This is a genomic window from Pseudoxanthomonas kalamensis DSM 18571 (assembly GCF_010211745.1).
GTDB classification, from domain to species: Bacteria; Pseudomonadota; Gammaproteobacteria; order Xanthomonadales; family Xanthomonadaceae; genus Pseudoxanthomonas_A; species Pseudoxanthomonas_A kalamensis.
The window spans coordinates 221648-242676 of the sequence record NZ_PDWQ01000002.1; the positions used below are offsets into that span (position 1 = coordinate 221648).

The 21029-nt window shown below is 63.1% G+C and carries 18 protein-coding genes and 1 riboswitch; of the genes, 6 read left to right on the forward strand and 12 right to left on the reverse strand.

What is annotated here, in order from left to right:
• Positions 1 to 17 precede the first annotated feature (17 nt).
• The 3 genes from CSC70_RS05070 to metX are packed head-to-tail and all read right to left on the reverse strand — an operon-like array spanning position 18 to position 3366.
• On the reverse strand, positions 18 to 1106 hold the full coding sequence (locus tag CSC70_RS05070) for a homoserine dehydrogenase family protein (protein ID WP_162455576.1): 1089 nt from the start codon (positions 1104 to 1106) through the stop codon (positions 18 to 20).
• Entirely contained in the window at positions 1103 to 2329 is a 1227-nt protein-coding gene (locus CSC70_RS05075) for an O-succinylhomoserine (thiol)-lyase (RefSeq protein ID WP_162455577.1), read from the reverse strand. Before CSC70_RS05075 ends, CSC70_RS05070 begins: the two co-directional genes overlap by 4 nt.
• Positions 2326 to 3366, reverse strand: a complete 1041-nt coding sequence (gene metX, locus CSC70_RS05080) for a homoserine O-succinyltransferase MetX (protein WP_162455578.1) — start codon at positions 3364 to 3366, stop codon at positions 2326 to 2328. The genes CSC70_RS05075 and metX overlap by 4 nt, the downstream gene beginning before the upstream one ends.
• 70 nt (positions 3367 to 3436) lie before the next feature.
• Positions 3437 to 3559: riboswitch (SAM riboswitch) on the reverse strand.
• Positions 3560 to 3657: 98 nt separating this feature from the next.
• On the opposite strand from metX, the gene CSC70_RS05085 reads away from it, so the two are divergent.
• The 3 genes from CSC70_RS05085 to trhA all read left to right on the forward strand — a co-directional run bounded on the left by CSC70_RS05085 (position 3658) and on the right by trhA (position 7076).
• Entirely contained in the window at positions 3658 to 4605 is a 948-nt protein-coding gene (locus CSC70_RS05085) for a peptidoglycan DD-metalloendopeptidase family protein (RefSeq protein ID WP_162455579.1), read from the forward strand.
• 82 nt (positions 4606 to 4687) lie between these two features.
• The gene (locus CSC70_RS05090; RefSeq protein ID WP_162455580.1) at positions 4688 to 6307 is read left to right on the forward strand and encodes a peptide chain release factor 3; all 1620 of its coding nucleotides are present in this window, start codon (positions 4688 to 4690) and stop codon (positions 6305 to 6307) included.
• A 112-nt stretch (positions 6308 to 6419) separates the two neighbouring features.
• Positions 6420 to 7076 (forward strand): PAQR family membrane homeostasis protein TrhA, encoded by a 657-nt coding sequence (gene trhA, locus CSC70_RS05095; RefSeq protein ID WP_162455581.1) that lies wholly within the window; start codon positions 6420 to 6422, stop codon positions 7074 to 7076.
• Between the two features lie 360 nt (positions 7077 to 7436).
• On the opposite strand, the gene CSC70_RS05100 is transcribed toward trhA, so the two are convergent.
• Genes CSC70_RS05100 through mtgA form a run of 3 tightly spaced genes read right to left on the reverse strand, consistent with a single transcriptional unit; the run spans position 7437 to position 9589 of the window.
• Positions 7437 to 7865, reverse strand: a complete 429-nt coding sequence (locus CSC70_RS05100; protein WP_162455582.1) for a CBS domain-containing protein — start codon at positions 7863 to 7865, stop codon at positions 7437 to 7439.
• Entirely contained in the window at positions 7825 to 8844 is a 1020-nt protein-coding gene (locus CSC70_RS05105) for a glycosyltransferase family 2 protein (RefSeq protein WP_162455583.1), read from the reverse strand. The genes CSC70_RS05100 and CSC70_RS05105 overlap by 41 nt, the downstream gene beginning before the upstream one ends.
• A gap of 7 nt (positions 8845 to 8851) precedes the next feature.
• Positions 8852 to 9589: a monofunctional biosynthetic peptidoglycan transglycosylase gene (mtgA, locus tag CSC70_RS05110; protein ID WP_246189327.1), complete on the reverse strand. Its 738-nt coding sequence runs from the start codon at positions 9587 to 9589 to the stop codon at positions 8852 to 8854.
• A gap of 109 nt (positions 9590 to 9698) precedes the next feature.
• Here mtgA and hslO point away from each other — a divergent pair, with 109 nt between their 5' ends.
• The 3 genes from hslO to CSC70_RS05125 all read left to right on the forward strand — a co-directional run bounded on the left by hslO (position 9699) and on the right by CSC70_RS05125 (position 13332).
• The gene (hslO, locus tag CSC70_RS05115) at positions 9699 to 10592 is read left to right on the forward strand and encodes an Hsp33 family molecular chaperone HslO (RefSeq protein ID WP_162455584.1); all 894 of its coding nucleotides are present in this window, start codon (positions 9699 to 9701) and stop codon (positions 10590 to 10592) included.
• A 122-nt stretch (positions 10593 to 10714) separates the two neighbouring features.
• A complete protein-coding gene (locus CSC70_RS05120; protein WP_162455585.1) occupies positions 10715 to 11569 on the forward strand; it encodes an XOO1806 family protein in 855 nt (284 codons plus the stop codon).
• A 257-nt stretch (positions 11570 to 11826) separates the two neighbouring features.
• A complete protein-coding gene (locus tag CSC70_RS05125; RefSeq protein ID WP_162455586.1) occupies positions 11827 to 13332 on the forward strand; it encodes a sulfotransferase in 1506 nt (501 codons plus the stop codon).
• A 7-nt stretch (positions 13333 to 13339) separates the two neighbouring features.
• On the opposite strand, the gene CSC70_RS05130 is transcribed toward CSC70_RS05125, so the two are convergent.
• The 6 genes from CSC70_RS05130 to CSC70_RS05155 form a co-directional block, all read right to left on the reverse strand.
• Positions 13340 to 14308, reverse strand: coding sequence for a class I SAM-dependent methyltransferase (locus CSC70_RS05130; RefSeq protein ID WP_162455587.1), 969 nt, complete (start codon positions 14306 to 14308; stop codon positions 13340 to 13342).
• Positions 14309 to 14398: 90 nt separating this feature from the next.
• A complete protein-coding gene (locus CSC70_RS05135) occupies positions 14399 to 16966 on the reverse strand; it encodes a TonB-dependent receptor (RefSeq protein WP_162455588.1) in 2568 nt (855 codons plus the stop codon).
• A gap of 318 nt (positions 16967 to 17284) precedes the next feature.
• On the reverse strand, positions 17285 to 18844 hold the full coding sequence (locus CSC70_RS05140; RefSeq protein WP_162455589.1) for a tetratricopeptide repeat-containing sulfotransferase family protein: 1560 nt from the start codon (positions 18842 to 18844) through the stop codon (positions 17285 to 17287).
• A 127-nt stretch (positions 18845 to 18971) separates the two neighbouring features.
• Positions 18972 to 19871 carry a DUF4097 family beta strand repeat-containing protein gene (locus tag CSC70_RS05145; RefSeq protein ID WP_162455590.1) on the reverse strand — a complete coding sequence of 300 codons (900 nt, stop codon included), beginning with the start codon at positions 19869 to 19871 and terminating at the stop codon, positions 18972 to 18974.
• 10 nt (positions 19872 to 19881) lie between these two features.
• Positions 19882 to 20394, reverse strand: coding sequence for a hypothetical protein (locus tag CSC70_RS05150; RefSeq protein ID WP_162455591.1), 513 nt, complete (start codon positions 20392 to 20394; stop codon positions 19882 to 19884).
• Positions 20391 to 20984 (reverse strand): RNA polymerase sigma factor, encoded by a 594-nt coding sequence (locus CSC70_RS05155; RefSeq protein WP_162455592.1) that lies wholly within the window; start codon positions 20982 to 20984, stop codon positions 20391 to 20393. Before CSC70_RS05155 ends, CSC70_RS05150 begins: the two co-directional genes overlap by 4 nt.
• Positions 20985 to 21029 lie beyond the last annotated feature (45 nt).

The following is a 21029-nucleotide window of genomic DNA, read 5'->3' on the forward strand; positions in this document are numbered from 1 at the left end:
GACCAGGCCCTTCGGTTTCAGGAGCGATCGGCCGTCAGGGATTCCAGCACATCATCCAGCAAGGCGGCGGCGGTGACTTCGGCGCCGGCGCCCGGACCCTGGATCAGCAACGGCTGGTTCGGGTAGCGGTCGCACCAGATCGCGACCCGATTGTCGGTGCCGCTGCCGGCGCACAACGGATGCGAACGCGGCAACGCGCGCAGCCCGACTTCCGCGCCGGATTCGGGGGCAAAGTTGCCGACGAAGCACAACCGGCAATCGTCCCATTCAGCCTGCCGCAAGCGCTGGGCCAGCATCTCGTCGAGCAGGGGCCAGCGCGCTTCGGCTTCGCCGTCCGGCGCGGTGCGCAACAGCGGCGGCAGCAGCGAATCCACACGGACCTCGTGCGACTCCAGTGCAAAGCTGGCCGCGCGCGCCAGGATCAGCAGCTTGCGGCGCACATCCTCGCCCGACAGGTCCTGGCGCGGGTCGGGCTCGGTATAGCCGGCGTCGCGGGCCTGCCGCAGGCGTTGCGAAAATGCCTGGGTGCCGTCGAAACCGGACAGCAGCCAGGCCAGCGATCCGGACATCACCCCCTCGATGCGATGGATGCGTTCGCCTCCGCGCAGCAAGGCGCGCAGCGAGCGCAGCAACGGCAACCCCGCGCCGACCGTGGCGCTGTCGCCGTAGCGCGCGCCGGAATCATGCGCGGCACGGATGATCGCCTGCGCCCGCACAAGTTCTCCGCCGCTGCCGAGCTTGTTCGCCGTCACTACATGCACGCCGTCCTGCAACCAGCCCGCATGCCGGTCCGCTACTGCATCGCTCGCGGTGGCGTCGATGACGAAGTCACCTGCTCGCAAAGGGGTGGGTTCGGCCGATGACGGCGAAGCGCCACGCGCGCGTGGTGCGGCACGTGCCTGCTCCAATGCGGCGTCGATGCCGCCACCGCGGCAGTCATGCACTCCCCGCGAATTGGCCAGCCACGCCAGCGACGGCAACTCCAGACCCTGCGTGCGCAGACGCTGGTAGCGCGCGACGAAGGCGCTGCCGACCGTGCCGGTGCCGAACAGGGTCAGCCGCGGCGCCGCGGCCGCGCCGACATCCAGGCGCAGTACCCGGCTCATGCGTCGGCGCGCTTGCGCTCGCCTTTGGCCACCACCGTTTGCGCACGCGACAGGGCCGCCTGTAGATCGGCCAGCAGATCGTCCAGCGCCTCGATCCCGACCGACAGCCGCAGCAGGCCGTCGGAAATGCCGGCCTTGGCCCGCGCCTCCGGCGTCATCGCCGCATGCGTCATCGTCGCCGGATGCGCGACCAGGCTTTCCACGCCACCCAGCGATTCGGCCAGGGTGAAACAGCGCAGACCATCGACGAAGGCGCGCACCTCGTCCTCGCCGCCGTGCAGCTCGAACGAGATCATCGCGCCGAATCCCTTCTGCTGGCGCGCGGCCAGCGCATGATCGCGGTGCGAGGCCAGGCCCGGGTAATGCACCTTGGCCACCGACGCGTGCCCCTCCAGCAATTCGGCGACGGCTTGCGCATTCTCCTGGTGCACGCGCAGGCGCGCGTCCAGCGTGCGCAGGCCGCGCAGGGTCAGGAAGCTGTCGAACGGCGAGCCGGTCAGGCCCAGCGCATTGGCCCACCAGACCAGTTGCTCGTGCACGTCGGCATCGCGGGCGACGACCGCGCCACCGACGACGTCGCTGTGGCCGTTGACGTACTTGGTGGTCGAATGCAGCACCAGGTCGGCGCCGAACTCCAGCGGCCGCTGCAGCGCCGGCGACAGGAAGGTGTTGTCGACCGCGACCCTGGCCCCTGCCTTGTGCGCGGCATCGATGACGAAACGCAGGTCGGTCACCCGCAGCAGCGGATTGGACGGCGTTTCCACCAGCACCAGCTTCGGCGACTGCGCCAGCGCCTCGGCCAGCGAACGCGGGTCGGTCAGGTCGGCGGTGATCAGTTCGAAATGGCCCTTGGCGGCCAGCGCGTTGAACAGCCGCCAGCTGCCGCCATAAGCATCATGCGGCACCACCAGCCGGTCGCCGGGCGACAGCAGCGCGTGCAGGACCAGGGCGATCGCGCCCATGCCGGTCGCGGTGACCACGCCGCCGATGCCGCCTTCCAGTTCGGCCAGCGCCTCGGCCAGCAGGTCGCGGGTCGGGTTGCCGCTGCGGGTGTAGTCGTACTGGCGCTTGTTGCCGAAGCCGTCGAAGCTGAAGTTGGACGACAGCACGATCGGCGGAGTCACCGCGCCGTACGCGGTATCGCGGTCGATACCGGCGCGCACCGCGGAGGTGGCGGTCGAAAAGGGGGTGCTGTCGTTGGCGGTGCCGTCGATGGCGCTCATGCGGAGTCTCCGGCGCCGTCGGCGCTGTGCAATGCGTGGGAAAGCAGGGCGTCGATGCGATCGGTTTCCTTGAGGAAGGCATCGTGGCCGTAGGGCGAGCGCAGGATGCGCAAGGTACCGAGCCGGCCGAGGCCCTCGACCAGTCCGACCAGGTCGGCCAGCGGCACCAGACGGTCGCCTTCGACCGCGATCACCGTGGTCGGCACGCCGACTGCGGCCGGGTCGACGTTCTGCAGGTCGATCGATTCGGACAGCCGCAGGAAGGCGTTGACCGGCGTGCGCGCCACGTATTGCGCGCCGACCGCGTCCAGATAGTCCTCCGCCGCCACCCGCACGCGACCGTTGACCACTTCAGGCAGGGCGTCGAAGCGTTCGGCAAATTCTTCCTGAGTGCGGTAGCTGAGCATGGCGAACTGCCGCGCCAGCGACAGCCCCTGCGCATCGGCGCACTGCAACTGGCCCAGCGCCACCGCCTTGCGCTGCAGCGCGCGCCAGGCCGCCGCATACGGATGGGCGCGGTGTGCGCCGCTGACTGCCACCAATCGCTGCAGGCGCTGCGGGTGACGGACCGCCAATTGCAGCCCGACCAGGGCGCCGTAGGAATAGCCGACGAAGCCCTGCAGGCGCTCGATCTCCAGTGCGTCCAGCAAGGCGACGATGGCATCGGCCTGGTCGGCGGGATCGATCGGCGCATCCAGCTTGCCGTCGGCGCCGACGAAATCGAAGGCCAGGACCCGACGATGTGCCGGATCCAGCGTGCGGCCTTCGCCGACCAGTTCGTCGGCCCAGCCCTTCTCCGGGAATTCGGCGCTGGCCGACACATGGCGATGCGCGGAAATGCCGCCGGCCACGAACACCACCGGCGCTGCGGCCGGCCCCTGCACTTCATAGCGCAGGGTCAGCGTGCGCGTGCCCGCATGGCGCATGGCCAGCACCACCGGCAGTTCGCCACGGCTGGCGTGCGAAGTCCGCGCCGGGCCGGCATTGGTCGGGGGGATCGAAGCGGGTACGGTGGGCGGCTCTTTCACGGGACTCATGGCGTTTCCAGCGGTGGATCGGCCATCGAGCTTCGCGGAGCCCGCGTTCGCCATGCACGAGGCATGGATCGAACCATCTTTCGGCGGACGCACGCAGGTCCCCGCAGGATTTGGCACCAAACACGCGGCGCCGAAGCGCCCGCTGGTTGCCCCGGCATCAAAGGGCCTGTCCCTCCGCCGGTCTCGATGGTCCGCGCAGATTGCCAGCCCGGTTTCCGCTTGTCAATCGCTTTATGCGCATGAAGCGATGGAATGCATCGCCAGCGGCACGGACACCGCATAATTCCGGCGATGCCCGGTTCCACTCTCCCCCGCCCCCTGCGCCGCGTCACCCTGCTCGCCTGGCTGATCGGCTTGGCCGCCTTCGCCACCACGGCGGATGCGGCCCGGCTGTACAAGTGGAAGGACCTGCAGGGGGTGACCCGCTACGGCGACCAGCCCCCGGACAACGCCCAGCCCGTGACCGGCAAGGTCGAAGTCCTGCGCTACCGCAACCCCGGCGCGCCACTGGTCCGTCTGCGCCTGGAAAAACAACCCACCCGCTACCTGGCCTGGGCCGACAACGACATGCATGGGCCGGTCCAGGTGCAGCTGGAATTCCGCCGCAACCGCAACATGCTGGCCTCCCCGGCACTGCCGGTCGCCGCCACCGTGGCCGGCGGCGACAGCACGCAACTGGCTGCACTGCTGATCACCGACGGCTCGGGCAAGGGCGACTTCGAACTGGACATGCGCTCGGTGCCGGGCGACCCGCGCGCCCATCCCCGCGACCATCTGTACCGGCTGCCCTTCCAGGCCGACATGGTCCGCGTGGACCAGGGGCCCGGCGGCCGCTTCAGTCATGACGATGCGCAGAATCTGTACGCGGTCGATTTCGCCATCCCCGAGGGCACTCCGGTACTGGCCGCACGCGCCGGCGTGGTCATGCAGGTCGAGGGCGACTTCGACCGCGCCGGCCCGGACCGCGAGGCCTACGGCGGCCGCGCCAACTTCATCCGCATCCTGCACGACGACGGCAGCATGGCGGTGTACGCGCACCTGCAACCGGAAGGCGTGCAGGTGCGCGAAGGCCAGTCGGTGCACGAGGGCCAGCGCATCGGGCTGTCCGGCAATACCGGCTTCAGCACCGCCCCGCACCTGCACTTCGTGGTCCAGGTCAACCGCGGCATGCGGCTGGAATCGATCCCGGTGCGGATCCAGGGGCCGCTGGGCGAACTGAAATTCCCGGCGATTCACTGAGGCAGCGGCCGGCGATGGGCCAGTCCCCGCTATAATCGCCGCCTTCCCGAGCCCTGCTGACGCCGTCTCCGGCGCCGTTCCCATGTCTGCTGCCCCTCTCTCCGATGTCGCCCACGAAGCCGCGCGCCGCCGCACCTTTGCCATCATCTCCCACCCCGACGCCGGCAAGACCACGCTGACCGAAAAGCTGCTGCTGTTCGGCGGTGCGATCCAGATGGCGGGCTCGGTCAAGGGCCGCAAGGCCGCCCGCCATGCGACCTCCGACTGGATGGCGCTGGAAAAGGAACGCGGCATCTCGGTGACCAGCTCGGTGATGCAGTTCCCCTACGAGGGCCGCATCGTCAACCTGCTGGATACCCCCGGCCACGCCGACTTCGGCGAGGACACCTACCGGGTGCTGACCGCGGTGGACAGCGCGCTGATGGTCATCGACGTGGCCAAGGGCGTGGAGGAACGCACGATCAAGCTGATGGAAGTGTGCCGCCTGCGCGACACCCCGATCATGACCTTCATCAACAAGCTCGACCGCGAAGGCAAGGACCCGATCGAACTGCTGGACGAAGTCGAACGCGTGCTGGGCATCCAGTGCGCGCCGGTGACCTGGCCGATCGGCATGGGCCAGCGGCTGAAGGGCGTGGTCCACCTGATCAGCGGCGAGGTGCATCTGTACGAACCGGGACGCAACTTCACCCGCCAGGATTCGACCATCTTCCCGTCGCTGGACGCGCCGGGGCTGGCCGAAAGGATCGGCGCCGACATGCTGGCCGCGCTGCGCGATGAACTGGAACTGGTGCAGGGCGCCGCCGCCGAATTCGACCCCGAGGCCTACCTGCGTGGCGAACAGACCCCGGTGTTCTTCGGCTCCGGCGTCAACAACTTCGGCGTGCAGCCGTTGCTGGATTTTTTCGTCGAACACGCACCCTCGCCGCAGCCGCGCGCCACCACTGGGCGCACGGTGCAACCGACCGAGGACAAGCTGAGCGGTTTCGTGTTCAAGATCCAGGCCAACATGGATCCGCAACACCGCGATCGCGTCGCCTTCATGCGCGTTTGCTCGGGGAAATTCACTGCGGGCATGAAAGCCTTCCACGTCCGCAGCGGCAAGGAAATGAAGCTGGCGAACGCGTTGACCTTCATGGCCAGCGACCGCGAAATCGCCGCCGAGGCGTATCCGGGCGACGTGATCGGCATCCACAACCACGGCACCATCTCGATCGGCGACACCTTCACCGAAGGCGAGTCGCTGTCGTTCACCGGCATCCCCAACTTCGCCCCGGAACTGTTCCGCCGTGCCCGCCTGCGCGATCCGCTCAAGCTGAAGCAGTTGCAGAAAGGCCTAGCCCAGCTGTCGGAGGAAGGCGCCACCCAGTTCTTCCGCCCGCTGATGAGCAACGACCTGATCCTCGGCGCGGTCGGCGTGCTGCAGTTCGACGTGGTCGCCTACCGGCTCAAGGACGAATACGGCGTGGACGCCAGCTTCGAACCGGTGCAGGTGGCGACCGCGCGCTGGATCCACTGCGACGACGCCAGGAAGCTGGAAGAGTTCCGCGAGAAGAACGCGCTGAACCTGGCCCTGGACGCCGCCGGCGAGCTGGTCTACATCGCCCCGACCCGGGTCAACCTGCAACTGGCCGAAGAACGCGCCCCCGGCGTCGAGTTCCGCGCCACCCGCGAACACGCGCACAGCGTGGCGGTGGAATAGAGGCCTCAGGCATCGATCCGGGCGCGTGATTCCCATCACCAGCCATACCCGCCGCTGAATCTGACGTCGGCGCACGGATGCACCGATTGCTGCATTGCGGTAATTTGGGCGCATGAACCCCCATGCCTCGCTGCACGACGATCTGACCGAACTGCGCGACGAGATCGCCAACGCGTTGACCCACGGGGTCGGTGCGGCGGCGGCATTGGCCGGCGGTGCGGTGCTGATCACCCTGGCTGCCATCTACGGCGATGGCTGGCAACTGGCCGGTGCCATCGTGTTCGGCGTGGCCCTGCTGCTGCTGTACACGGCCTCCACCCTGTACCACGCCATCCAGCACCCGGTCGCCAAGGGCCGGCTGAAGGTGTTCGACCACTGCGCGATCTACCTGCTGATCGCCGGCACCTATACGCCGTTCACCCTGATCGGCCTGCGCGGGCCGTGGGGCTGGGGGCTGTTCGCGGCGATCTGGGCGCTGGCCATTGCCGGGGTGCTGTTCAAACTGTTCTACACCGGCCGCTTCAAGACGCTATCGACCCTGATCTACGTGGCGATGGGCTGGCTGGTGATCGTGGCGATCAAGCCGATGCTGTCGTCGCTGGATGCCTGGACCTTGGGCTGGCTGCTGGGCGGCGGCGTGTTCTACACGCTGGGCACCTACTTCTACCACCGCGAGTCGATCCGCTACTCGCACGCCATCTGGCATTTGTTCGTCATCGCCGGTAGCGTCTGCCACTTCGTCGCGGTGACTCGGCAGGTGTTGTCCTGACGCAAGGCAGCATCACAATAGACATACGACTGGAGTGGATTGTCAGTCCGTGTGGCATCCGACGACGTTGCTGGCTTCAAGCAGACTAGCGCCCGTCTGCTTCCGATATGCACGGATCGCGGCAACCATCTTTCCACACCCCATGAGTTCTCGAACCTCATCGGAAGGCCCCGGCAAATCGGAAACGGGACGAGGCTTGGGTTGCATTGGTTGCATTGCAATGACAACTACCATGAGTGCAACGACCGCGCTTATGTATGCCGCTGTTTCCATTGCTGAGAATCCATTCGTCAAAAATAATTTCCGTAGATCACAATCAAAGCAATGTCACCGATTGAGGGCGACTTGTTCAGAGGTTCCCTAACTCGCGATATACCGCTGCAACTGATCCAGTTCGACCTGCTGGTCCTCGATCACCGCCTTGACCAGGTCGCCGATGGAAATCACTCCGACGACCTCGTCCCCTTGCGTCACCGGCAAATGGCGGATGCGGTGCTCGGTGACGACCTGCATGCAGCGATCCACGCTGTCGTCCGGGCCCACCGTGATGACCTTGGCGGTCATGATCTCGCTGACCGGTGTGCCCGACGAGGACTTGCCGTGCAGGACGATCTTGCGCGCGTAGTCGCGCTCGGAAACGATGCCGGCCAACCTGGGGCCTTCCATCACCAGTACCGCACCGACGCCTTTCTCGGCCATCAGCCGGATTGCGTCGATCACCGAATCGCCCGGAGCTACCGCGTAGATCTCAGGCGTCTTCTCCCCCAACAACTGCCTTACCGTGCGCATGGCCGACCTTCCCCGTGTGGATGCCAGACAAGGATACTCCTGCCGCATCGGGTTGCCACACATCGACCAGATACAGCGGCCGCTGCTTGACCTCGTCGTACAAGCGCCCCAGATATTCGCCGATCAGCCCCAGCGCAACGAGTTGTACGCCACCGAGGAACAGAATCACCACCATCATCGACGGCCAGCCGGCCACCGGGTCGCCCCAGAACAGCGCCTTGAGCACGATCCACACCGCGAAGGCGAACGCCAGCAGCGCGGTCAGCACGCCCAGATAGGTCGCCACCCGTAGCGGCGCAGTGGAAAAGCTGGTGATGCCTTCCAGCGCGAAGTTCCACAGCTTCCATAGGCCGAAGTTGCTGCTTCCGGCCAGCCGCGCCTCGCGCCGGTACGGAATCGACACCTGGTTGAAGCCGACCCAGCCGAACAACCCCTTCATGAAACGATGCCGTTCGCGCAACTGCCGCAGGGCGGCCAGCGCGCGCGGCGACAGCAGGCGGTAGTCGCCGGTGTCGGCCGGTATCGGCGTCTTCGACAGCCGCCCGATTACCCGGTAGAACGCCGCTGCGGTAGCGCGCTTGAGCCAGCCCTCGCCATCGCGCTGGATGCGGGTGCCGTGCACATCGTCGTGGCCTTCGCGCCACTGGGCGACGAACTGCGGGATCAGTTCCGGCGGGTCCTGTCCGTCCGCGTCCAGAATCATGGCTGCGCCGTGCTCGACCCGGTCCAGTCCGGCGGTCAACGCCAGTTCCTTGCCGAAGTTGCGCGACAACCGCAGTAGCGACACCGTCGGGTCGTTGCGGGCGATGCGCTGCATCTGCGCCCAGGTGTCGTCGGTACTGCCGTCGTCGACGTACAACACCCGGCCGTCGATGTCGTCCAGCCGGCGCAGCACCGCGGCGATACGTGGGTGCAGCTTCGGCAGCGAGGCGGCTTCGTTCTTCGCCGCGATCACCACGGTCAGGCGTTCCTGGCTCATCGGGCGATCATTCCAGATTCCGCAGGTAAGCGGTACCGCCCAGTTGGCGCACCTGGCGCTGGATCCACCGTGCCCGCCGCTGTACGTAGGGCCCCGGCCGGGTCGCACTGTAGCGCCGGGGCGCCGGCAGCACCGCCGCAAGTCGCGCGCTCTGCCCGGCCTCCAGCCGCAGGGCCGGCTTCTTCCAGTAACTGCCCGCCGCCGCTTCGGCACCGTAGATGCCATTGCCGAATTCAGCCACGTTGACGTACACCTCCAGGATCCGCCGCTTCGGCCACAAGGCTTCGATCAGCATCGTGTACCAGGCTTCCAGCCCCTTGCGCAGCCAGCGCGAGGGCCGGCTGCTGCCCTGCCACAGGAACAGGTTCTTGGCCGTCTGCTGGCTGATCGTGCTGGCGCCGCGCAGCTTGCGCCCTTTGGCATTGCTGGCCTGCGCCTTGCGGATGGCCTGCAGGTCGAAACCCGAATGCGCGGCGAAGTTCTGGTCCTCGGCGGCGATCACCGACATTGGCAGCGACGGCGCGATCCGGTCCAGGTCGCGCCAGTCGTAGGCGATGCGGAACGACCCGTCGCCCTGCATCCAGGCTTCGCCCTGGCGGATCAGCATGAACGAGGAAAACGGCGGATCGACGAAGCGCAGCACCAGCACCTGCAACACGCTGAACGCCGCCAGCAGCAACGGCAGCGCCAGCAGACGCCGCAGCCAGCGGTGGCGACGCGGAGGAGCGGCAACCGTTTCGTTCACCGGCAGTTTCCCCGCTTGCGCATGTCCGCCATCGCCCCCATCTTCCAGCGATCCGTTTCCCTTGCATTATGCCTGCAGCCGCATCCCTTCCCGCCTTCCTGCACCCGCCATGCCTGACCAGACTTCCGACGCCCTGACCCGCTTCCTGCTGCCTGCCGCCGGTGTGCGCGGCGTGCATGTGCGCCTGCAGGATCCTTGGCAACAGGTCCTCTCGCATGGCGATTACCCGGCCTCGGTCGCAAGCCTGCTCGGCGAGGCCACCGCGGCCGCGGCGTTGTTCACCGGCCACGTGAAAGTCGACGGACGCCTGTCGGTGCAATTGCGCGGCAGTGGCGACCTGCGCACCCTGTTCGCCGAATGCACCGCCCAAGGCACCCTGCGCGGGATCGCGCGCTGGGAGGAAGGCACGACGCCGTCGCGCGACCTGGCCCGGCTGGGCGAGGACGCCGTGCTGGCCATCACCATCGAGAATCCCGGCCTGGATCCGCGCGAGCCGCAGCGCTATCAGAGCCTGGTGAGCCTGCAGGCACCCAGCTTGGCCGAGGCCTTCGAAGACTATTTCCGGCAGTCCGAGCAACTGCCCACCCGCCTGCTACTGGCGGCCACGGAGCATGAGGCCGCCGGCCTGATGCTGCAGAAGCTGCCCGGCGACGAGGGCGACGAGGATGGCTGGAACCGGGCCGGAGCCCTGTTCGACACGCTGGCCGAGCCGGAACTGCTGGACACCTCCGCCGAAACCCTGCTGGTCCGCCTGTTCCACGAAGAACAGGTGCAGCTGCTGGGTACCCGCCCGCTGGCGTTCGCCTGCTCCTGCTCGCGGGAACGGGTCGCGGCCATGCTGCAATCGCTTGGCAGCGAGGAAGCGCATGCTGCACTGCAAGATGATACCGTCCGGGTCAAATGTGAGTTTTGTGGACACGACTATTTGTTCGGCCGGGCTGGAATCGATGAACTTTTCAGCGCTGCGGCGGTCGAAGCCCCTGTCCCGAGTCGGCTACATTGACCGGGCGGGGCGTGGATGCTTAACATTTGTTGAACATTCATGAATCGGCTAAGATTCGCTTTCCCCTTAACTTATTAGGGGCGGGGAACTGCCTTCGGCACGTTGGGAGCCTGAAATCCGTCATGAAATCGCGTCGCCTGCGATCATCGCTCGCACTGCTGCTTGCCCTCGGCATGGCAGCGGGGGCGCATGCGCAATCGCGGACGCAGTCCGGCAATGACGGCTCGGCGTATCTGCCAGTTCTCAACAACAACGGCAAGGTCGAAGCGCTGCTGCTGCTGGAGCCCACCGGCGAAGCCAGCGCCGGCACCAAGTGGCGCTTCGGCGCCAATACCATCAATACCGCCTTCGGCCTGCAGTCCGGCGATTCGCTGGGCTTGGTCTGCAACCGCCAGACCGGCATCGCCAGCACCATCGGCAGTCTGGTCAACCACTGCAACCTGGCCGCGTTCGACGGCGACTCGAATGCCAGCCAGCGCGTGTCGGCCGGCGCCACCTTGTCCCGCCCCGGCGCACGGCTCGGCCTTTCGGCCGGCAGCGGGCGCGACACCCTGCCCTCCTGGCTGATGTCCGGCAAGGGCGGCACCCAGATCGAGCAGAACGACTTGGCCGTATTCGGCGAGAAGAACATCGGCCGCGAAGGCTTCGTCCGCATCGGCGGCGCGATCGCCCGTGCCCGCCTGATTCCCGCCGCCGATCTGCCGACGATCGCCGACCGCTGGAACAGCAAGAGCCTCAGCGTGGGTGGCGGCTACGGCGACTTCAGCGCCAACATCGTCGGCCGCGTGGTCGATGTCCCCGGCCAGTCCAGCAGCTGGGAAGGCCTCGGCGTCGGCCTGACCTGGCGCACCCCGTGGAGCGGTCAGCTCACCGTCGGCGCCGAAAACGTCGTCACCCGCGGCAAGAACCCCTTCTCGCCTAACAACGAGAGCGACGAGGGTACCGTGCCCTACGTGCGGTATCAGCAGGATCTCTGACGGCTCACTCGTTGGAAAATAGGCGTCTAGAATCCCAAGTCGAGACTGCCAGCGGGCTTATTGACAGAGGGGATTTGCGTGGTGCCGAGCATGTTCTGTCCGGCCTGACGCTTGCCACGAATCCATCACTTCACTGCTGCCTGAAGATAGCACTGTCATGGTCGCGCCTTGGATGTCATGAGCGGGCGGCGCCATACATGGTCAGAGCGTGCAAACTCGATCCGAACTCTTCTGATACGAAATTTCGGACTGGCTGCTTGCTTGCATACCTTAGACGTTTGGATGAAGCCGTCGAATACCTTCGCGACAATGTTTCTATGGTGCCGACGCATTTAGAAGGATGGGAGACCTTAGCACGGGTACTCAAGGAATCGGGCAAAGCTGAAGAAGCCGCGCAAGCTTTGGAGCAAGCGAATCACCTGCTTCCGGACAATCCGAGATTGATCAAGCCACTCGCAAGCCTGATGCTTGAGTCTGGTCATTTTCGTATCGCAGCGAATCATTACCTCCGACTTAGTCAGCTTTCACCGAACAATCAAGACTTGCGCTTGAAAGCCGGCTGGGCTTTTGACCAATGCGGAGAGCATTCGAAGGCTCGCGATTTGTATCAGGATGCGCTACGTAGAAGCTCGGGCACTCCCGAACTGTGGATGGCACTGGCTCAATCTTGCGAAGACCTTGGAAAGCGCGAGGAAGCATTGGAAGCATACCAGCGCGCCCACGCGGTAAAACCCGATTGGGGACTTCCTCTCGCCGCCATGCTCGGGCTAGGGCCAACCAATGACATGACTCAGCTGCTGGCCAAAGCAGACAAATTGCTTTCCAGCACGAAGCTGGAAGCAGAAGAATATTCCATTCTTTCGAAAGAAGTGGGCAAGGTATTGGACAAGCGAGGCGACTATGCCGGCGCGATGCTCCACTGGCATGCTGGAAACTCTGCCAAGCGAAAGAAATATGGCGCACTGGATCGAGCAATGTTGTCCAGATGGACGCGACAGTCATTGCAGTTCGTATCTGCAGAATTGCGATCCGCCGCAGAAGATTTGGCATCCACGGATCCCAGGCCAGTATTGGTGGTCGGCATGCCTCGCAGCGGAACGACTTTGGTCGAGCAGATCATCTCTACGCACTCCAAGGCATATGGGCGAGGAGAGCTGCAGGAGTTGTGGTGGATAGAAAGGCGATTGATGTCTCGTTTGCAGCCCATGCGAGACAAGCCTTCGTTTGCTGTTGCTGCACGAGCCCTCATCAAAGAAGAAATTTCAAACTATTTGAACGAACTAACCCAGGGAGCACCAAACGACTCGATCCGTATCGTGGATAAGGCGCCGCTGAATTTTCTTAGACTAGGGCTCATCCAGCTGATGTTCCCCCTGGCGCACGTAATCTGGTGCCGCAGGGATGCGCGCGATCTTGCAATTTCAACCTATAGCGAAAACATGGCCCCCGAAGCTCGTTTCGCCACTGATCTGGATGACATTGCGCACTATGCCGCCATGCAGGAGCAAGTCATGCATCATTGGCAGCACAATACCCAACTGCCCATCCTGGAAGTACAGTACGAAAGACTTGTGCAAGAGCCACGAGTAGTATCAAAGGCGATGATCGAGTTCTTGGGGCTGAATTGGGAGCAGGATTGCCTCTCCCCTCACCTTGGAAGAAGCGTCATTCACACACCTAGTCGTTGGCAAGTTCAGCAGCCGATCCACCACAAATCCGTAGGCCGATGGCGCCATTATTCTGAGCATTTTGTCTCGAAGTAGCTCGCGATCATTGCAGAAGAGCTTTGACGCCCCAGCCAAGTACTCCTTCATCCTGCTGCAATTCAGTGATATCTAGCCTGGCACCAGGATACCTCCGCATCACAATATGACCGAACTCGAGAATGGAATCAGCATTCCGTGCAGACTCGATCATGCTTGTGGTTCTCGACTTGGACGCTTCCAATGCATCGCGCCATTGTCTGAGTCGGTTGAACGCTGTGTCGACCCCGATCTCGGCCCTGCTCACGCGCGACAGTAGCGCATGAACCTCATGCCGAAACTGAAGCAAGATGTCCGGTACAAAGTTGTCAACTAGAACTTCGGCGATCTTGTCCATTGCGGTGTTGTAGCCCAATCGAGCTTGCACTTTCTCGGGGAAGTTCGATGCCGGCACTGTCGCATGCCTTGCATCACCTAACCACGGCAGCACCTTCGAGGCCGCGTCCAAAACCCCATCATCCGCCAACAAGAGAGACAAATTAGTGTTCTCTTGCTCTCCAACGCGAACAACGACCGAATTCTCGTGATGAATTACGCACGCAAGTCGGCCACCCGCTTCACACACCCTGACCGCTTCATTCACGGCCTGCGGCCACTCTGCGTATTCGATCCCGTACTGACTCGTAATCAAGTCAAATTCTCCGTCCGAAAACGGCAGCGTCTCAAGGTGAACTCCGGAATGCATGTGCAAGATATCCTTTTGCCCATCATTGATCCAATCCGGCAAGATATCTGCCAAATCCACGCCTACAATCTCGAGAGGCCGTGTCCGTATGCATTCCAAGGCCAACTTCGGCACGGCACCATTCCCCGTCGCGAGATCTAGCATCCGTCTTGCTGGTCTCTCCTGGAAGACCTCCATCCAGAAATCCGCCAATATGCCGGAATAATTTCCATGAAAACTGCTTGTGCATGAATGCAGGGCGCCCGATGACCAATAGGTGGACCAAGCTTGCCGTTTTCCGGTATCCATCATGATTTCCACAAGATATGCGATTCGGCACTCCACGCAAAGAAAAAGGCCCCGACATGCGGGGCCTTTTCCATGCAACAGGGTCCAGCTGTATCAGAAACGCTGGGTGTAGCGGAAGTACGTGGTACGCCCGTAGGCATCATAGAGATAGAAGTTCCATGGACGACCATCATACCCAACAAGTTCCGGATAACGGTCACCGATGTTCATCGCGCCGACGCTGATCGTCGAGTTCCACGGGGTCTCCCAGTTGAACTGAAGATCATTGGTGGCATAACCACCGACGCTGGTACCGTCCGGATCTTCCTGACCATCAATATAGTTGATTCCCCAGATCACACCGAAATCACCAAGCTTCCAATAGTTCTGCAAGTTGGCACGGTACTTCGGCGTCCCCAGATACCCGATGTAATCAATAGTGGATCCCGGAGAGGTGATTTCGTACTTGTTGGTATACGACACCGTCAGCATGTTCTTCAGACTGCCTGCAGCCCCAAAGTCGAAGTCCGTATTGGCGCGGAAATCGAAACCATTCGTCTTCAAGTTACCCACATTGCCGTAACCAGCGATGATTTCGGTGATGTGCCCATCCACTGGAGAGCGGGTAATGCTCAAACCGGGTGGAATCTCGCCGTAATTCGCCGGATCCAGATCCATGTTGACGATGTCCTGGGCACTGATCGACGAAATATTGTTATCAATCTCGATGTTCCAGAAGTCCACGGACAGGTCCAACCACTCGGTCGGATCCCAGACCACGCCGATGCTGTACTGCTCGGACTGCTCGGAAGACAGGCCCGGATTGGCGATGTAGTAGGTATCAACCTGAACTTCGTCCGAAACTCCGTTGTTGAGGCAGTCCGCGGTCAATCCGTTGAACAAGCAGCTTGCCGGGTCCTGCACTGGATCGGCCGAGAAAGACGGCGCCTGAGTCAGGATATCCAGACCCGGGGCACGGAAACCCTGGCCCCACGACGCACGGAATGTCAGATTATCCATCGGCTGCCAGCGACCCGAGATCTTCGGGGAGAAATCATTACCGTAATCACTGTACTTGTCATAACGGCCAGCTACGGTCACATCGAACGCACTAGTGAACGGAAAGAGCCACTCAAAGTAGGCGGAAGACACTTCACGACCACCGGCAGACGCGCCACCCGCCGAACCCAAGACAACACCCGCCTGCGACAGCGAATCATACAAGTCCATGTAGTCCTCTTCGCGGTATTCGCCACCGACGACCACAGAAGAGAGGCCTCCACCCATTTCGAACAGATCGAAGGTGGCGTTACCGAACCATTCTTTGGTCTTGAAGAACGAATTGCGCCCGATCGTGGCAGTGAAGCCGTTCAGCGTTTCCTGACTGGCACCATACGGATCGGTCAGCACGTAATCACCCGCATCCACCGCCTGATTGGCCAGACTCTGGATGATGTAGCCGTAGCCCAGTTCGTCATAGTCGTAGTTGGTGCGGCGAGCGCCAAACTCGACCGAAATCTTGTCGGTCAACTGACCCTGGAAGCCAATCAGATAGTCAGCATTGTTGGCCGTGGTGTAAGTATCGCGATTGCCGGCAGCCGCAAAGCGGTGGAAGAAGTATGTCGGCAAACCGTCGCCCTGGACGACGTCATTCGGAGTACCGTCACTGGCGATAACAACACCCGGCACCGGAGCATAACGACCGAAGGTCTCGACCTTTGTGTTGGAGAACGTGGCATATACCAGCCAATCGTCGTTGATCTGGTAATCCCCGCGCACGAAGACCGCAGTATTGTCCACCGACGCTTCGTTAGCCGCCACAGAGTTGAAGTCGAACGAGCAACGACCGTTCGACTGCGCCCAGAACGGATAGTCGACATTGCGCTCGGTGGTTGACGGGCAGTCGAAGCCTGGAACAGCAACAATCAGACCGGTATCCCAGTCGTAGTAGTTGTTGCCGTAAGTCGAAACACCGAGAGTTTCGCCACCGATCTGGTCACGAGTGAACACCATGCCACGGCTGGCCTTCGACGCACCACCCACCAAACGACCACGGTCACCGGACACGCCGAACACTGCCGAAGCATCTTCCAGATCGCCACCAGTGATCGCGGTTTGGCCAGTGCCAATTCGAAGTTCTGCGCCATTGAAATCCTTACGCAGGATGATGTTGACCACGCCGCCAATTGCATCGGAACCGTAGACAGCTGAGGCGCCATCAGACAGGATTTCGATCCGTTCCACAGCTGCAAGCGGAATCGCATTCACGTCCGCGCCAGACGAGGCCGACATCGGGTTGGTCGGGGCACGACGTCCGTCAATCAGGACAAGCGTGCGGCCAGAACCCAAACCACGCAAGTTGATAGTCGACAAGCTCTGCGCCGAACTACCAGACTGCGGCTTGAAGTTACCGAACGAGGCAAAAGTGCTGTCGCGCAGCACATCGGCAACCGACACGTCACCGGACGCATCGATCTGCGCACGGTCAATCACGATGACCGGGGATGCGCCTTCGATATCGGCGCGCTTCAGTCGCGAACCCGTGACTTCAACGCGATCCAGCGTCGTGGCTTCACCAGACGAGTCGCTGTCCTGCGCAAAGGCAGTCCCGGTGCTCAACGACGCCGCACTGACGAAAAGCGCAAGCTTGATCGCGTTGGGCAGTTTCTTGAGGTTAGTCATTTAGAGGCTCTCTCCAGAGTTCAGAATAATGGACACGGACTTGCGACCCGCACCAAAGGAGCAGCTGCAGGAAACGGACCCACAGCTGGTGACTGAAGGATAACGCAATTTTTACGGCGATGAAATGGCCTCCCGCTCACTACTTGCGATTCAAGCCGTTTGTGATTTTTCTTCTTATTTTTCATGCACTTGATGATTGATCTCACAAAAACGTGAGATTGCAACGAGCGCACCTAATCCCCTCTGCCGTCTTAATCCGGCAAATACGGGCTGAATGCAAAACTCAGGTTACGGCCGACTTATCTACGCCGCCCCGAGTCAAGCTTCTGTCTCACCGAGCTGACTTTGCAAGCGCCCAAGATGGGCCCGATACCGCTGCCACTGCCCCACATAGCCGGAATGGACCGGCTCGCGCACCTGCACCGTACTAGCGGTTCCTATCATTCCGTCCAGTCTCGTCGTCGCAAAATCGATTCCGGGCGCCCGCCTTATCCCGCAGAACTCTAGTACACGAGACATGCCAACTTCGGGCTGGGCCACCAACTCCTCATAGCGGATGTCCAGTATCCGCCCAGGAAACATCTCATGCCAATGAGACATCAGTCGGCGGTACCACAAGAAATGACGTGCCATCTCTCCCTGATCGTAGCTGTATGGATACGCGTCGGCGAACAATGCCTTCATGTTGGAAAAACAGGCATCCATCGGGTCGCGTGCTATGTGAACGATCTTCGCCATGGGTAACGCTTGGGCAATGTAGCCCGCGACCATGGAATTTGCAGGAAGTTTGTCAGTATAAAACCCAGCGCTGCCGGCCCGCCATTGGGTGTGTTCAAGGTATCGGCGACCTAGCTCTGTCCAGTCGCACTCTTTCGCCCTATCTACCAGTTGCACATCAAGATGCGGGCCACCGATGCTGTCGCACACCCATCGCAACTGACAGACGAAATCACGCAACTCGCCCGCATCGACCACACCTGGATTCGTGCACAACATCCGTTCCAGCAGGGTGCTGCCGGACCTGGGCAGCCCGACGATGAATATCGGCACCGCTCCGGTTACATCCGACGCAGCATCACATTGCTGTGGCGCAAACTGCTCCAGCGCATCGAACAGGGCGCGCTGTCCAGGTTCGTCATAGCTGATCTGGGCACGCCGGAGCCTCATGCCCGCTTCCAGATGGGTCCAAGCCGTTCGCTCGTCTCCCATGTCGTCGAATGTCTTGAACAGACTGTAATGCAGCAACGGAGCGAAGGCATGCTGATCGCCGACACGCGCCAGGAGCGAACGCATCCTGTCAGCATGATTGTTGTCTGCAGTTTGGCGGCGGCTAGTTACTAGGGCCCGCATGGCCGGGGCGAAGCCAGGATCGATGCGCAAGCACGCCTCAAGCGATTCCTGCGCCATTCCAATCTTGCCGCAGTACATCCGCGAAAGACCGATCAGATACTCGATTACGGCAGATCTGACTCCGGCACGTGCAGCACGTACGAGAAACTCCTCTGCACGGTCATAAAAGGAAAAATCGGCGAGCGTCTTCCCCGCATTCGCTAGAACGGAGGGGTCAATCCCATCCAGAACGCCAAGCTCCTCTATGCAACCCAGTGCCGATTGCAGCTCTCCCAGATCGGCAAGCTGCCTCGCCAGCATCAGCTGAAATTCAGGATCAGGGTGTTGCGCAGAAGCAGATGCAAGGGTATGCGCCACCGCATCCCGCATCCTCCCCGCTCTGGCGGCTATGACCCCCAGTCTGAGGTGTGCCATCCCCTTCAGATCCGAACAGGAAAGCAAGGACTCAAACGCATTGAGAGCCTTTTCAGGATGGTTCCTGGCAATGGCTTCTGCACGACTCCAAGCTTGCGCTGAGGTCAGCTGCATGCATACACCTTAGGGCTCTCTCCTCTACGCCAACATCATAAGACGAACCGACGATATCCATCACCCGATAATGATGTTCTCCTCCGAACAAACGTCTGGCTACTTCAAGCGCGCTGCAATGATCGGATCATTCAACCCTCAGGGTGGCGCTGCCCGAGAACGTCTCGATACGGATCTCGCCATCGCCATTGCCGTAGCGGGTGTCGAAGCTGGCGCCGGGGCCGTATTTGGGACGATCGACGGTTACGCCGGGGGCCTTGAGGTTGCCGCTGAAGGTTTCGGCGCTGACCCGCGCCGACAGGTTGGCCGGCAGTACCAAGCCGACGTCGCCGCTGACGGTTTCGACATCGATCTCGCCGTTTTCGGCCAGGGCCGTCTGCAGGCGGATGCGGCCGCTGACCGTGCTGGCCGAGAACTTGCGCACACGCTCTTCCGGGTTGACCTGAACGGTGATGTTGCCCGAGACCGTCTCGACATCCACTTCGCCCACCAGGCGCCCCTTCAGGCTCAGGTTGCCGCTGACGGTTTCGGCGCTGATCTCGGCGGTGTTCAGCGTCAGCAGCAGGTTGCCGCTGACGCTCTCGATGTCGGCTTCGTGCGGCGCGGCGGCAACGACCACATCGCCGCTGACGCTGTCGATGGACAGCGAACGCGATGCCACGCCGTTGACGTCGACATCGGCCGATACCGATTCGATATCCAGCCCGGCCTGCAGCGGCACGATCAGTTCCAGCCGGGTCGGCTCGGTCTTGTCGCCGCGCCAGCCGTTGTTCTTCGGGTAGCGGACCTTGACCACCAGGTGCCGGCCATCGCCTTCGACGACCAGCTTCTCCACGCCCTCGCCCAGGCTGCCGCGGATCTCCACCTGCTCGCAGCGGCAGGCGCGGACCTGGATGCTGCCCTTGAGGTTTTCGATCTCGACCTGGCCGTCGGCGTCGAGCGGGCGGGTTTCGTTGATCGGGGTGGCGGCCATGGCCGATGGCGCCAGGGCCAGCAGCAGGCAGGAAGACAGGCAGGCGATACGCATGATGGTTTCCTCAGGTCGGAATGGCGCGCTGGGTCAGTTCCAGGCGCAGGGCGTAGGTGCGGCGCAGCTGCTCCAGCAGGCGTCGCGACGACGGGTTGTGGTCGATGGCATCGAGGATCTGGACGACGTTGCGGTCCAGATCCTGCAAGGCCGGGGCGTATTCGGGCCGCGCCTGGGCCTGCGGCATGACCGCCAGCGCGGTTTCGTACTGGCGCGCCAGGCGCACGGCTTCGCGCTCGATGACGGGACTGCTGCTCGCCATGGGCGCATGACCGAGCGTGTCGGCGGGCCCACCGCCCAGCCAGACGCCCCCGACCGCCAGCAGCACCGAGGCGGCCAGCGCGGCCGGCAACCAGCGCGGTGCCTGCCAGCGGGCATCGCGCGTCGCTGTCTGCTGCTGCGGGGTGGCGGCGATGCGCGCGGCGATCTCCGGCCACAGGTCGCGGCCGGGGGGAGTGTCCTGACGCAGGGCGCGCAGCTGCCAGCGCAAACCATCGTCGCGGGTTTCTTCGATCCGGTTCATGTGCCGTCTCCCAAGCGCCCGCGCAGCAACTGCCGGGCGCGATGCAATTGTGCCTTGGAACTGCCGACCGCCATGCCCAGCTCGGCGGCGATCTCCTCGTGCTTCCAGCCTTCCACGTCGTGCAGGACCAGTACCGCCCGCGCCCGCGGCGGCAGGCTGTCGACCGCGCGTTGCAGATCCATGCCCAGCGCCATGCCGTGGCCGGCCGAATCCGGCACGTCCAACCTGTCCAGGGTGTCGTCCTCGGCGTCCCAGCGCGGTCCGCTGCGACGGCTGCGCAATTCCATCAGCGCGGTGTTCACTGCCAGCCGGTGCAACCAGGTCGATACCGCGCTTTCGAAGCGGAACCGCGGCAGGGCCTGCCACGCGCGCACGAAGGCTTCCTGGGTCAGGTCCTCGGCCCGCGCGCCCTGCCCGCCGACCAGGCGGGCGATGACGCCGTGCACGCGTCCGGCGTGGCGCTGGTAGAGCGAGGCAAAGGCTTTGCCGTCACCGCCGGCAGCATCGCGCGCCAGGGCGGCATCGATCTCCGCGACCGCATCGGCGGACGGGGCTTCGGTCAGGACTTCGCTCACGGCTGCATTCAGCATACCGTCTGGGATGCCGGGACCGCCGCGATGGTTTAAGCCGCGCGG